The sequence below is a fragment of the Pedobacter sp. genome, from assembly GCF_041662865.1.
Taxonomy (GTDB): domain Bacteria; phylum Bacteroidota; class Bacteroidia; order Sphingobacteriales; family Sphingobacteriaceae; genus Pedobacter.
This window is the reverse complement of the sequence record NZ_JBAZRL010000017.1, coordinates 48555-61645: the sequence shown is the minus strand read 5'-3', so window position 1 is coordinate 61645 and position 13091 is coordinate 48555. Positions and strand designations below refer to the sequence as shown.

Below are 13091 nucleotides of genomic sequence, written 5' to 3'. Positions count from 1 at the left end.
TTCCGATCTTCTTTCTTAAACTCTTCGCATTTTACAATGTAGGCATGTTTTAATCTTACAGTTGCACCAGGCGCTAATCTGAACCATTTTTTAGCAGGCTCTTCCATAAAATCTTCACGTTCAATCCACAATTCATTACTGAAAGGAATTTCACGAGTTCCGCCTTTATCTTCAGCTTCTGGATTATTCTCACCTAATAGAATTTCCTCTTTTCCTGCCGGATAATTGGTAATTACTAACTTAATTGGATCCAAAACAGCCATTACACGAGTAGCTCTTTTATTCAAATCTTCGCGAATACAGAATTCTAATAAACCTAATTCAATTAAGTTTTCTCTTTTGGCTATGCCGATACGCTCACAAAATTCTTTAATACTTTCTGGCGTATAACCTCTTCTGCGCAAACCACTAATGGTTGGCATGCGAGGATCGTCCCAACCGCTAACTAAATTGTCATTTACCAATTGCATTAATTTTCGTTTACTCATTACGGTATACGTAAGATTTAAACGAGCAAATTCATATTGTTTAGATGGAAAAATCTCTAGTTTTTCAATAAACCAATCGTACAATTCGCGGTGCGAAACATATTCTAATGTACAAATAGAATGTGTGATATGTTCAATACTATCACTTTGTCCATGCGCAAAATCATACATTGGATAAATACACCAAGCATCTCCAGTTCTATGATGATGTGCATGTTTGATACGATAAATAATCGGATCACGCATCAACATATTAGAACTCGCTAAATCAATTTTAGCACGTAATGTGCAAGCACCATCCCCAAGCTCACCATTTTTCATGCTCGCAAACAAAGCCAAATTCTCAGCTATGCTGCGATTTCTATACGCACTTTCTTTACCTGGTTCTGTTGGAGTTCCTTTTTGTTCAGCAATTTCTTCAGCTGTGCTATGATCTACATAAGCTAAGCCTTTTTCAATCAATTTTACAGCAAAACCATGTAATTGATCAAAATAATCTGACGCATATAATTCGTTTTTCCACTCAAAACCCAACCAATGAATATCCTCTTGCTGGCTATTTACATATTCTGTTTTCTCCGTAACCGGATTAGTATCATCAAAACGCAAATTGGTATAACCCCCATATTTTTGGGTTAATCCAAAATTTAGGCATATGGCTTTTGCATGGCCAATATGCAGGTATCCGTTAGGCTCCGGCGGAAAACGTGTAACCAAAGTTTTCGTTTTTCCACTACTTAAATCATTCTCTATTAGCTCTTCAATAAAGTTCAATGATTTTTCTTCACTCATAAAAATTATAAATTATAAGCGGCAAAGTTAAGAATTTAACCGAGGTTTACGCTTATTTGTGGGGGTTATTAAGGTGTTTTGTTCTCTTTTAGATATTTTGAAATGGCAGCATGGTAAGCAGTTTTGTCCTTGGGGATCGTTTTAATAAATGCTGATTTTTTATCTGGGTCTGATAGAATGCTTTTTGCGTATGCTTGTGCTGCCTTAAATTGTAGTTGATTTTCCATTTGTTTCTCGGTTTTAACTACTTTAGACATGTCTGGATATTTGCTAATTACCGTTTTATTGCCATAATTTTTAAAAATGATATTGCCCACTTTACCACTTAAGGTTTCGGTAATGATGTTGTTTTTTGAGATTGCCATAGGTTGTGTTTTACAATAAAGATAGTTAAACATTTATGAAATAACCATTATCTTACGTTTATCTTTCGTTCATCCTTCGTTTATCTTTCGTTATTATTATCTCTGAATATACTTGGTGAGTTAGCGACGTTAGGTTGTTCTATGGAAAAACGACTAATTTCTTTACATTTACTGTTATTTAGTTTCAAATATGAACAAAACGTTGAACAGACCAATTAGAGTTTTAGTGGCAAAAGTGGGTTTAGATGGGCATGATCGCGGAGCAAAAGTAATCGCAACCTCGCTAAGAGATGCAGGCATGGAAGTCATTTACACGGGTTTACGCCAAACGCCAGAAATGGTGGTAAATACAGCATTGCAAGAAGACGTTGATGCGATTGGAATTTCTATTCTTTCAGGTGCGCACATGACAGTTTTTCCCAAAATTGTTGCTATTATGAAAGAAAAGCAACTCACAGATGTTTTGTTAACCGGCGGGGGAATTATTCCCGAAGGAGATATGAGAAAACTACAAGAAATAGGTGTTGGAGAGCTTTTCCCTCCAGGAACACCAATGGCAAGCATTGTAGAATACATAGAGAATTGGGTGATTACAAACAGAAATTTTTAAGAAATGGTTTATCAGCAAATTATAGCGGAAGTGAAAGAAAATATCTTTTACATCACCATAAATAGAGAGCAAAAACTTAACGCACTGAACAAAGATGTTTTAACTGAATTAGCTGATGCGATTAAGTTTGCTACGCAAAACGATGAAGTTCGTGGCGTATTACTAACTGGCGCTGGAGAAAAAGCTTTTGTAGCTGGTGCTGATATTTCTGAATTTCAAAATTATAATTTGGAAGAGGGAAAAGAATTGGCAAAAATTGGCCAGACCAATGTTTTTGATGCCATAGAAAATTGCCCAAAACCGGTAGTTGCTGCTATCAATGGTTTCGCCCTTGGCGGAGGGTTAGAATTAGCAATGGCATGCCACATTCGCATTGCGAGTGAAAATGCAAAACTAGGTTTGCCAGAAGTAACTTTAGGTTTAATACCTGGTTATGGTGGTACACAACGTTTAACGCAATTGGTTGGCAAAGGCAGAGCGATAGAAATGATTACTACAGCTGATATGATCACTGCGGAAAAAGCATATAGAATTGGTTTGGTAAATGAAGTTGTGCCACAAGCAGAACTGATAAGCAAAGCCGAAGAAATTTTAAACAAAATAAAATTGAGAGCACCACTAGCAATAGCAAGCGCTATAAAAGCGGTTAATTCATCCTTAAAAAATGAGATAAATGGTTTTGATATAGAGATTGAAGAATTTGCAAAATGTTTCCAAACGGAAGATTTTAAAGAAGGCGTTGGTGCATTTTTAGAAAAGAGAAAAGCAGTTTTTAAAGGAAAGTAAACTAACTAAATAATATTTTTGAAACCCGTTGATAATTGATTATCAATGGGTTTTGTTTTTATACGTACTGTTGGGTAGGTAAATATACCAAAGCGAGGGTATTTTATGAAGTAGTGTTTGTTGCAATATTTGCTTAAACAAATAATAAATTAAAAACCAACAAACATGAAAAAATTAGTACTCACTTTATTAGCTGGCGCAATGTTACTAGCTAATGTAAATTTAAAAGCACAAGACTCAAAAGGAGGTGTAAATGGGTTTAGATTTGGCATTGGCTTAGAAGGTGCATTGCCATCAGGCGGATTAAAAGCGTATGACGCTGGAGCTGGATTAACGCTAAGATTTAGCCAAGGAGTCGCAGAAAACTTTGATGCTACACTTACTTCGGGCGGGATGGCATTTTTCCCTAAAAGTTTTAGCGGTGCAAATGCGAACACCAAGGCATCAATCTTTATTCCTATTAAATTAGGGGGACGTTATATGTTCTCAGAAAATTTTTATGGAATGGCTGAGGCAGGAATGACTATAGCTAAAACCTATACTATTAAAAGTTTTAGTGGTACAACTCCAACTTATGGTTTTGTAAGTAGCTCAAGTTTTACCTATGCCCCATCTATTGGTGCTCGTTTTGGCGGATTTGATATTGGGGTAAGATATGAAGGTCTTGACGGTGGTGGATTTATGGGTTTAAGACTAGGTTACGATTTTTAAGTAAAAGGAAAATAATTTCTTTAAAAGCATCAAAACTCTTTGATGCTTTTTTATTTTAACAAAAATTTAATGATTTCCAGCAAAAAATAGTGTAGAAAATATTTCCCATATCAAAAATTTCTTATATTTAGCTATTATTTGTAACCAGATAATAATAGGTATGAAGAAAATATTAATAGTTGATGATGAGGTTAATATAGGACTGTTGTTGTCAAAGTTCTTAACTAGAAATTCATTTAGCGTTGAAACTACTACAAGCGGGAGTTCTGCGATGGAGTATCTTTCTAAACATAGATTCGATTTAGTTTTATGTGACTACCGTTTGGAAGATACTGACGGAAAGGAAATGCTAATTAAAATCAAAGAGAATTATCCTAGCACTGGTGTAATTATAATTACAGGCTATTCTGATATTAAATTGGCAGTAGAGCTCATTAAATTAGGCGCATACGATTATATCACCAAACCGCTTTATCCAGATGAGATTTTAAATACCATTAATAAAGCAATAGAAACTCAAATTGCACTGAATCAAAATAATTCACAGGCTGGAATAACTGAAAATAAAAAAGATAAAGCAGCTAAGCAAATTCAAGCAGAAACTGGTGAATTTGTGGTAGGAACAAGTAGTGCTTCTAGAGAATTAATGAAGCAGATTATGCTTGTTGCACCCACATCTTACAGCGTAATTTTAACAGGTGAAAGTGGAACTGGTAAGGAATCAGTAGCTAAAACAATCCATTTAAATAGTCCTAGAAAAGATAAACCATTTATTGCAATGGATTGCGGTTCTTTAACCAAAGAGCTTGCAGGTAGTGAATTTTTTGGTCATGAAAAAGGATCTTTTACTGGAGCTTTATACACTAAAATTGGCCATTTTGAAATGGCAAATGGCGGCACATTATTTTTAGATGAGGTAGGGAATTTATCGTATGATATTCAAGCAGCTTTATTAAGAACCGTGCAAGAAAGAAAGATTAAACGTATAGGTAGCACTAAAGAGATTGATTTAGATGTAAGAATTATTGTTGCGACAAACGAAAATTTAGGAGAATCTATTCAAAAAGGAAGATTTAGAGAAGATTTATACCATAGATTTAATGAATTTTCTATTCACTTACCTCCCATTAGTGAAAGAGGAAGAGATATTATGGTTTTTGCTACTACTTTTTTGGCATTGGCAAATCAAGAATTAAACAGAAATGTTCAAGGATTTTCGGCAGAAGTAGAAGAATGTTTTTTAACCTATAATTGGCCAGGAAATGTTCGTGAACTTAAGAATGTAGTCAGGAGAGCAACATTATCAACAGAAACAGAAGAAATTCAACTAAAAGCATTGCCATTAGAAATTTCTACGTATGCAAAAGCAGCAGCCATAGAAAATGCAGTTGGGAATTCTATAATAAGAACAACTCCGTTAAGCAAACCAAAGAACTTAAAAGAAGCCGCACTAGAAGCAGAGTATGAGACCATTTTGAATGTATTAAGAGAGGTGAACTTTAATAAAACAAAAGCCGCTAAAATTTTAAATATAGATCGCAAAACGCTTTATAATAAAATGAAAGCAATAGATGCAGAGAATGAATAATCAGTTTTTAACCTTGATTAAAACAAAAACTGACTAAAACAATTTGAGGGCTTTTGTGTATATATAGTATATCTAAAAGCTCCGTATGTCGCTATTTACCTATAAACAACGCAACTACATCAACCTTGTTATTATTATAGCATTAGGTTGTTTAATTGCGTATTCCCTAATGGGAATTTTTGGCTCTTTACTAAGCACGCTTGTATTATATACCATTTTACGTCCGAGTTATATTTACTTAACAGAAGTAAAAAAATGGAACCGTAGGTTTACAGCAATCCTCCTTTTATTTATTTCCATTATTGTACTGGTCCTTCCATTTTATGCACTAAGTAGTATGGTAATTGAAAAAATTACTGAACTTAAAAATGATGAAATTTATTTTAAAAACATCCTTTATAAATTACAACATTTATTGCCCGTTGGTGGCAATGCGCAACAAATTATAGAAGACGGACTAAAAAATATTGGGACTTGGGCAACGGGTTTATTTCCATCATTAATTTCTGGTGTATTTAATATAGTACTCGGATTATTATTGATGTATTTTTTGCTCTACTTTATGTTAGTAGAGCGAGAAGCTTTTGAAAATGCATTAGTAAAATATGCGCCTTTTAGAGAACAGAATGCATATCGCTTTGCAGAAGAAATGCGTAATACAACCTATGCAAATGTAGTTGGGCAGGGATTTATTGCAATTGTTCAAGGTTCATTAGTTAGTTTGGCATTTTATGTTTTAGGTTATAAGGATCCACTTTTTTGGGGGGTAGTAACATCTTTTATTTCTCTTGTTCCAGTGTTGGGACCGCCAGTAATTTTTGTACCCGCTGCTTTATTGCAATTAGCAGATGGAAATAACTTTGCTGGCTGGGCAATGATAATTTTCGGATTTGTTGTGATTATCAATATAGATAATGTACTCCGATTTATGATTGCCAAAAAAGTTGGAAATATTCACCCCATAATCACAGTAATTGGCGTAGTTATTGGTATTCCTTTATTTGGTATATTAGGGCTGGTATTCGGGCCGCTGTTATTATCTTATTTTTTCTTACTTATTAAAATTTACGAAACCAGTTCAATGGCATCAGAAAGATTAGAAAGAATTAAAACAATTCATGAGGATGAAGAGTTATAAAATAAGATTAACAATAGCGTAACATCGGCAATGCTATATTTGAAATAAAAATTGTTAAACGTTTAAATTAAAAGATCATGAATGATAATTCAAAAGTATTAGTGGGTCTATTGGCAGGTTTAGCTGCAGGTGCGGCATTAGGTTTGTTGTTTGCTCCTGATAAGGGAAGCGAAACTCGCGATAAATTAAGTCAATCTTTAAAAGATTTTGGCGATTCTATTAAAGATAAAGCCGCAGATGAAATTAACAATCTGAATAGTTTAAAAGACAAAGTAGTAAGTTCTATTAAAAGTAAACTTCGTGATGTTGAAGATGAATATTCTTCGGAAGTAGAGAACGTTTGAGCTATTTAACAATAACAGATAATGGAAGAAAAAAAAGAAAAAGATCTTGAGGATATTTTTTTGGATGCTAAGGAGTATATAGATACTAGAATTGAATATACCAAGTTATCGGCAGTTGAAAAAGGATCTAAAATATTTGCAGATTTAATTACTAATGCTGCTGTAATTATTTGTTTCGTATTGGCATTTTTATTTGCTTCATTTACGTTAGCACTTTATTTATCAACAGTTTTAGGTAGTTATGCAGCTGGATTTGGTTGTGTTGCTGGCATTTATCTACTGCTATCTATTATTGTTTATATAACCAAGGACAAATACATTGAAAGACATTTGGTAAATCTATTTATCAGGAAATATTTTGATAAAGTGGCCGATAAAGAAGAATTCGATGAAGATAAATTATAATAATATAAATACCTTAGACGATTTGCATAATCAAGTGCAGTTGTTAAAAGCTGATTACAAGCATAGGGGCGTAATGCTTAAGGAGGATTCTAAAAATTATATAAAGCAATTTTCTTTAGGTAATATGATTAAAAAGTTTGCTACACCAAGCGGTCTTTTAAAGATTGATGAAAGTACGCATATCACCAGTAAAATCATGTCAATTGCTTTGCCTATGCTGTTAAACAGTACAGTCTTTAGAGGTTCTGGCTTGCTTACTAAAGCACTTGGAGCGTTAGTTTCTGGGAAAGTTGGCAAATCTTTAGATGCTGAAAATTTATCTGGAATTTTTAATATGGTGAAATCGCTATTTAATAAAAAAAGTAAAAAGAAAGATACTGCTTTTGTAGATTACGGCATTCCACCTGATAGTGAGACGTATTAGCTCATTTGTTCAGTAATTCATTAGTTGGATACAGGACTAAATACATACAAATAAAAAAGGTCTTAGCAAAACTGCTAAGACCTTTTTTATTTTTCTGCATGATGCGACGAGATTTATAAATCCGTTTTTATCTTCAATTCTTTTAGTTGTTTATCATCAATTGTACTTGGACTATCAATCATTACATCTCTACCCGAATTATTTTTAGGGAATGCGATTACATCTCTGATAGAATCTAAACCTGCGAAAATTGAACACAATCTATCAAATCCGAAAGCAATACCACCATGTGGAGGCGCACCAAATTCAAAAGCATCCATTAAGAAACCAAATTGTTTTTGAGCTTCTTCTGTACTAAATCCTAGATGCTTAAACATTAATGCTTGTAATGTTCTGTCATGAATACGAATAGAGCCACCACCAATTTCAGTTCCATTTACCACCATATCGTAAGCATTAGCACGAACGTTTTTAGGATCGGTATCTAACATCGCGATATCTTCTGGTTTCGGAGAAGTAAATGGATGGTGCATAGCATGAAAACGTTCTGTTTCTTCATCCCATTCTAACAAAGGGAAATCCAATACCCAAAGCGCTGAGAATTTATCTTTATCACGTAAGCCTAAACGAGAACCCATTTCTAAACGAAGTTCGCTTAGTTGTTTGCGAACTTTATCAGTTCCACCAGCCATTACTAAAACTAAATCGCCAGGTTCGGTTTGACAAGCTGCCGACCATTTTGACAATTCTTCTTCGTTGTAGAATTTATCAACTGATGATTTTAATGAACCATCTTCGTTATGACGAAGGTAAATTAAACCTGTTGCACCAATTTGCGGACGTTTAATAAAGTCTGTCAACTCATCTAATTGTTTACGCGTATAATGTGCACAACCTTTAGCGTTAATAGCAATAACTAACTCTGCATTGTCAAAAACAGGGAAATCTTTTCCTTTAACAATATCGTTCATTTCAATAAATTTCATATCAAAACGAGTATCTGGTTTATCAGAACCGTAGAATTTCATCGCATCTGCGTATTGCATACGAGGAACTTCTGGTAAATCGTAATTACGAACTTCTTTAAATAAAGTTCTGATTAAACCTTCAAAAGTATTTAGAATATCTTCTTGTTCTATGAAAGACATTTCGCAGTCAATCTGCGTAAATTCTGGTTGTCTATCTGCACGTAAATCTTCGTCTCTAAAACATTTTACAATCTGAAAATAGCGGTCGAAACCAGAAACCATTAACAACTGTTTAAACGTTTGCGGCGATTGAGGCAAAGCATAGAACTCGCCACCATTCATACGACTTGGCACCACAAAATCTCTTGCGCCTTCTGGTGTAGATTTAATTAAAACTGGAGTTTCTACCTCGATAAAATCTAAAGCATCTAAATAACGACGAACAGATTGAGCCATTCTATGACGCAAAATCATATTATTTCTAATTGGATTACGACGTAAATCTAGATAACGATATTTCATTCTTAAATCATCACCACCATCAGTTTTATCTTCAATTAAAAACGGCGGTAATTTTGCGGCATTTAAAATCTCTAGTTCGGTTACTTTAATTTCAACTTCACCAGTTGGGATTTCTTTATTTTTATTTGAACGTTCTACAACGGTTCCGCTAACTTTAATTACAAACTCACGACCAAGGCTACGAGCGCCAGCACATAAATCTGCATTATCATTCATGTTAAAAACCAATTGGGTTATACCGTAACGATCGCGGATATCGATAAAAGTCATCCCGCCTAAATCTCTAGAATTCTGCATCCAGCCGCAGAGTGTTACATTTTCGCCTAAATTTTGCAGTGTTAAAGCACCGCAAGTTGTTGTTCTTAACATCTTTAAATTAAATTTTGAGCCGCAAAAATACCGATTTTGTTTTAAAGTTTAGATAGGAGATATGAGTATTGCGAATTGAGATTGATTGTTTAAGATAAAAGACTAAAAAGTTGATTATTTAGGCATCAACCATTCTTTCGTTTTAATATCTAAATTATATTTAAATATTCCCATTGGCATACCGGCATAAACAATATTATCTTCAATAATAATTGATGTAGGATACAAGTACGGTCTCCAAAAGCCGTTTTCAATTATTTTGGTGATTTTTTTTTCTTTGTCAATTTTTAAAAGGCAATCGCTTGTGATAACTATAAAATTATTTTGATTATCCAATGCTATTGAAATGGGTTTTTGACCAAATGGAAATTTAATATACGGTTCTGTTCTCCACTCATTTTGAATTCTATCAATTTTAATCATTGTTCCGTATCCATCGATGGCGTAGATTTTTTTATCCCTGATCATAAATTGCATAATGCGGTAACCTTTTAATTGCTTATGTACTTTTCCATCTTTTGAATACCATAAAAAATCTCCCCCCCATTCACCATAATCAATACCTACTAAATATCCATCATCAACTTCCATTACAACTCTATTTCCTGTGATATTTAATGTTTTTTCTGATTGTGTTTTCAAAATTGGAAAAGGAATTTGTTTTTTGTAATGAGAATAATCATTATAAGCGTAAACCTTATTGTTCTTAACCAAAACTTTCCACCAAACTTTTCCATTATTATAACCAACTAATGTGTCTTTAATTGTTGGAATTGAATGAGACTTCCAATTTTTAATTGGAATAGCATTTTGGGCAAAAGTGCTAGTTGATATTAAAAGAAGGAAGATTAAGGTTTTGAACATTAAGATTGATAAATTTTATGCATTTTGTTGATGTTGAAACCACAAGTTAATGAATTATTAGCTAAGCTCATATTTTATATCATTACACAAACTTTCTGTTTATAAATCCGATAGGATGATGCCATTTTATGGCAGAAACTATATCGGGGCTGATGGTTCAAAAAAGCTACTTAAATCGTTTTTCAAGCCTTTTGTAAAAAATTTTTCTACCTTGATGCAACGTTTTTAAAATTGTTATGTCTATTAATATGAACGTTTAGAATTTGGAAACTGTATACATAGATAAGCACCTAGGGCTAGTAAATGATTGCCGAAACGGTAGCCGTAAAGCACAATTTGAACTATACAAATTGTATGCTAATGCGATGTACAATGTTGCGCTAAGAATTGTGAATGATGACGCCGAAGCGGAAGACGTTTTGCAGGAAGCATTTTTGGATGCATTTAATCGCATTGCAGATTTTAGACAGGAAACAACATTTGGATTGTGGTTAAAGCAGATTGTAATTAATAGAAGTATTAATTATTTGAGAAAGCGCAAAGCAGAATTTGTTTCTATTGATGAAGTAGAAATAGCCGACGAACCTAGCTACGATTACGAAGAAACAACACTTAAAGTGGAAGCGATAAAAGCTGCAATGAATGAATTGCCAGATGGCTATAGAGTAGTGTTAACACTTTATTTGTTTGAAGGATACGATCACGAGGAAATAGCACACATATTAAAAATAACAGAAAATACGTCACGCTCGCAATATATGAGGGCAAAAAGAAAGTTGAATAGTTTATTAGAAATGAAAGGAGTAGCAAGATGAACAATAAATTAGAGGGGTTTGTAAAAGACAATAAGAAAGCATTTGAAGTAAAAGGTCCATCAGACCAATTATGGCAACGAATTTCTATAGAGTTAGATAAAAAACAACAACCGAAAAAAAAAATTGAACTATATAGATGGATCAGTATTGCCGCTATGTTGGTAATTAGTTTGAGCATTTATTTTACCTATAACTACAATAAGGCAAACACAACAATTGATGTTGCGGATGTAAACCCAGCATTTGGAAAAAAGGAAATACGTTTTGCTAGTTTAATTGAAGAGAAAAAGGACAGTTTGGAAATTTACGCCAAACGAAATCCTGATTTATATCGCAAATTTATTGATGATATGAACAAACTAGACAGCGATTATGAGCAACTTAAAAAACAGCTACAAACTAGCCCAAATCCAGATATAATTGTTCGAGCAATGATGAAAAATCTCGAAATTCAATCGAGTGTATTAAGCCAACAGTTATCCATTATAAATCAAGTCAATCAATATAAAAAGGAGAATACAATATGAAAAAATTAGTAAGTATTTCGGGCTTGTTGTTGCTCGCTATACAAGTAAACGCTCAGCAACAACCAGAAGTAACGGTTAATGTTAGCCCAAATCCAACAATTTCTGTTAATGTTTCATCAAATAGATCATACGCAGTTAATAGTAATGTTCATATAAATCCTGATGTAAATGTAACACAATCAGTAAATGTTCAAGATCAAGCTGATGGACCAATGAAGGCTAAAACGTTTTCGAAAACATTTAATGTGGACAAAGGCGATAAAATAAATTTAAGTAATCAATACGGAGAGATGGTTATTAAAATTTGGGATAGAAATGAAGTTAAAGTAGATGCAGACATTAAAGCCTATAGTACAAGCGATAATGACGCACAAAGATTATTAGATGATGTTTCAATTACTGCAACTAAAACCGGAGATTTAGTTTCGTATAAAACAAACATTGGCGAGAAAAATGGCAATTGGGGAAAGAGTATTAGAAACGGGAAAGTTCTTTGGCGCAAAGAAGTTAAAGTTAATTATATAGTATATATGCCCGCAAATAACGCACTAACACTTTCGAATATGTATGGAAATGTTAACATGGGAAATTTGTCTGCCGCATTATATGCAAAAGTACAATACGGAAATTTTACTGCAGGTAACTTAAGCAGCACTAATAATTATATTTCTGTCCAATATGGAAATGCTAATGTACAAGAGTTAAATAAAGCAGTAGTTAAGCAACAATATGGTAAAGGTTTAACTATTGGTACCGTAGGGACATTAGACTTAAATGTACAGTATGCTGGCGCTAACATTACTACTATAAAAGGAGACGCTGTTATTAAACAACAATATGGCACTGGGTTAATTATTGGATCGGTAGATAATTTAGAATTAAATGCACAGTATACTAACGTTAATGTAACTACAATTAATGGCAACGCCTCAATTAAACAAGAATACAACAAGATTTCTATTGGTAGCGTAGGTAAACTAAAACTAGATGCTCAATATACTAGTGCAACAATTGGCAGCTTAAAGGGAGATGGATATTTTGATATGGAATATAACAATTTAAACATTGCTAATATTAGCCCTGCTTGCAAAATCTTAACAATCAAATCTGAATATGCAGATATCAATTTAGGTTTTGCAAACGGTTATAATGCCAATTTCGAAGTCGACAAAACATACGGCTCATTCAAATATGGCCCAGATGTAACTTCTAAAGTTGTTTCTTCAGATGATGAGACAAAAAAATATAGCGGCAAAATTGGTAATGGTGGCACTGCCGATGTTAAAATAAGTGCTGAATATGGAGCTGTAACTTTTAAATAAACAAACCAAACAAATAATACCAAAGCCTGTTGATATAAATCAATGGGCTTTTT

General features: G+C 33.5%; 15 protein-coding genes. 11 read left to right on the top strand and 4 right to left on the bottom strand.

The features are described from left to right. A partial coding sequence (locus tag WC622_RS08085; protein ID WP_372818991.1) for a glutamine--tRNA ligase/YqeY domain fusion protein occupies window positions 1–1280 on the bottom strand: 1280 nt, incomplete at its 3' end. A 68-nt stretch (window positions 1281–1348) separates the two neighbouring features. Next, window positions 1349–1645 (bottom strand): hypothetical protein, encoded by a 297-nt coding sequence (locus WC622_RS08080; protein WP_372818989.1) that lies wholly within the window; start codon window positions 1643–1645, stop codon window positions 1349–1351. A gap of 190 nt (window positions 1646–1835) precedes the next feature. Here WC622_RS08080 and WC622_RS08075 point away from each other — a divergent pair, with 190 nt between their 5' ends. The 8 genes from WC622_RS08075 (at window position 1836) to WC622_RS08040 (ending at window position 7651) form a co-directional block, all read left to right on the top strand. After that, on the top strand, window positions 1836–2255 hold the full coding sequence (locus WC622_RS08075) for a cobalamin B12-binding domain-containing protein (RefSeq protein ID WP_372818987.1): 420 nt from the start codon (window positions 1836–1838) through the stop codon (window positions 2253–2255). Window positions 2256–2258: 3 nt separating this feature from the next. Next, window positions 2259–3041 carry an enoyl-CoA hydratase/isomerase family protein gene (locus WC622_RS08070; protein WP_372818985.1) on the top strand — a complete coding sequence of 261 codons (783 nt, stop codon included), beginning with the start codon at window positions 2259–2261 and terminating at the stop codon, window positions 3039–3041. A 165-nt stretch (window positions 3042–3206) separates the two neighbouring features. After that, on the top strand, window positions 3207–3752 hold the full coding sequence (locus tag WC622_RS08065) for a hypothetical protein (RefSeq protein WP_372818983.1): 546 nt from the start codon (window positions 3207–3209) through the stop codon (window positions 3750–3752). Window positions 3753–3912: 160 nt separating this feature from the next. After that, complete coding sequence (locus tag WC622_RS08060) at window positions 3913–5340, top strand: sigma-54-dependent transcriptional regulator (RefSeq protein WP_372818981.1); 1428 nt, start codon at window positions 3913–3915, stop codon at window positions 5338–5340. An 85-nt stretch (window positions 5341–5425) separates the two neighbouring features. Further along, the gene (locus tag WC622_RS08055; protein WP_372818979.1) at window positions 5426–6478 is read left to right on the top strand and encodes an AI-2E family transporter; all 1053 of its coding nucleotides are present in this window, start codon (window positions 5426–5428) and stop codon (window positions 6476–6478) included. Window positions 6479–6555: 77 nt separating this feature from the next. Then, window positions 6556–6822, top strand: coding sequence for a YtxH domain-containing protein (locus tag WC622_RS08050; protein ID WP_372818977.1), 267 nt, complete (start codon window positions 6556–6558; stop codon window positions 6820–6822). Between the two features lie 21 nt (window positions 6823–6843). Beyond that, window positions 6844–7227 carry a phage holin family protein gene (locus WC622_RS08045; protein ID WP_372818975.1) on the top strand — a complete coding sequence of 128 codons (384 nt, stop codon included), beginning with the start codon at window positions 6844–6846 and terminating at the stop codon, window positions 7225–7227. Beyond that, a complete protein-coding gene (locus WC622_RS08040; protein WP_372818973.1) occupies window positions 7211–7651 on the top strand; it encodes a hypothetical protein in 441 nt (146 codons plus the stop codon). Before WC622_RS08045 ends, WC622_RS08040 begins: the two co-directional genes overlap by 17 nt. Window positions 7652–7764: 113 nt before the next feature. Here the strand turns inward: WC622_RS08040 and aspS are convergent, their stop codons facing one another. Beyond that, entirely contained in the window at window positions 7765–9510 is a 1746-nt protein-coding gene (gene aspS / locus WC622_RS08035; RefSeq protein WP_372818971.1) for an aspartate--tRNA ligase, read from the bottom strand. 114 nt (window positions 9511–9624) lie between these two features. Further along, entirely contained in the window at window positions 9625–10374 is a 750-nt protein-coding gene (locus WC622_RS08030; protein ID WP_372818969.1) for a hypothetical protein, read from the bottom strand. Between the two features lie 263 nt (window positions 10375–10637). Between WC622_RS08030 and WC622_RS08025 the strand changes: the two genes are divergently transcribed. Genes WC622_RS08025 through WC622_RS08015 form a run of 3 tightly spaced genes read left to right on the top strand, consistent with a single transcriptional unit; the run spans window position 10638 to window position 13038 of the window. Then, window positions 10638–11189 (top strand): RNA polymerase sigma factor, encoded by a 552-nt coding sequence (locus WC622_RS08025; protein ID WP_372818968.1) that lies wholly within the window; start codon window positions 10638–10640, stop codon window positions 11187–11189. Beyond that, a complete protein-coding gene (locus tag WC622_RS08020; protein ID WP_372818966.1) occupies window positions 11186–11716 on the top strand; it encodes a hypothetical protein in 531 nt (176 codons plus the stop codon). The genes WC622_RS08025 and WC622_RS08020 overlap by 4 nt, the downstream gene beginning before the upstream one ends. Beyond that, window positions 11713–13038, top strand: coding sequence for a hypothetical protein (locus WC622_RS08015; RefSeq protein ID WP_372818964.1), 1326 nt, complete (start codon window positions 11713–11715; stop codon window positions 13036–13038). Before WC622_RS08020 ends, WC622_RS08015 begins: the two co-directional genes overlap by 4 nt. Window positions 13039–13091 lie beyond the last annotated feature (53 nt).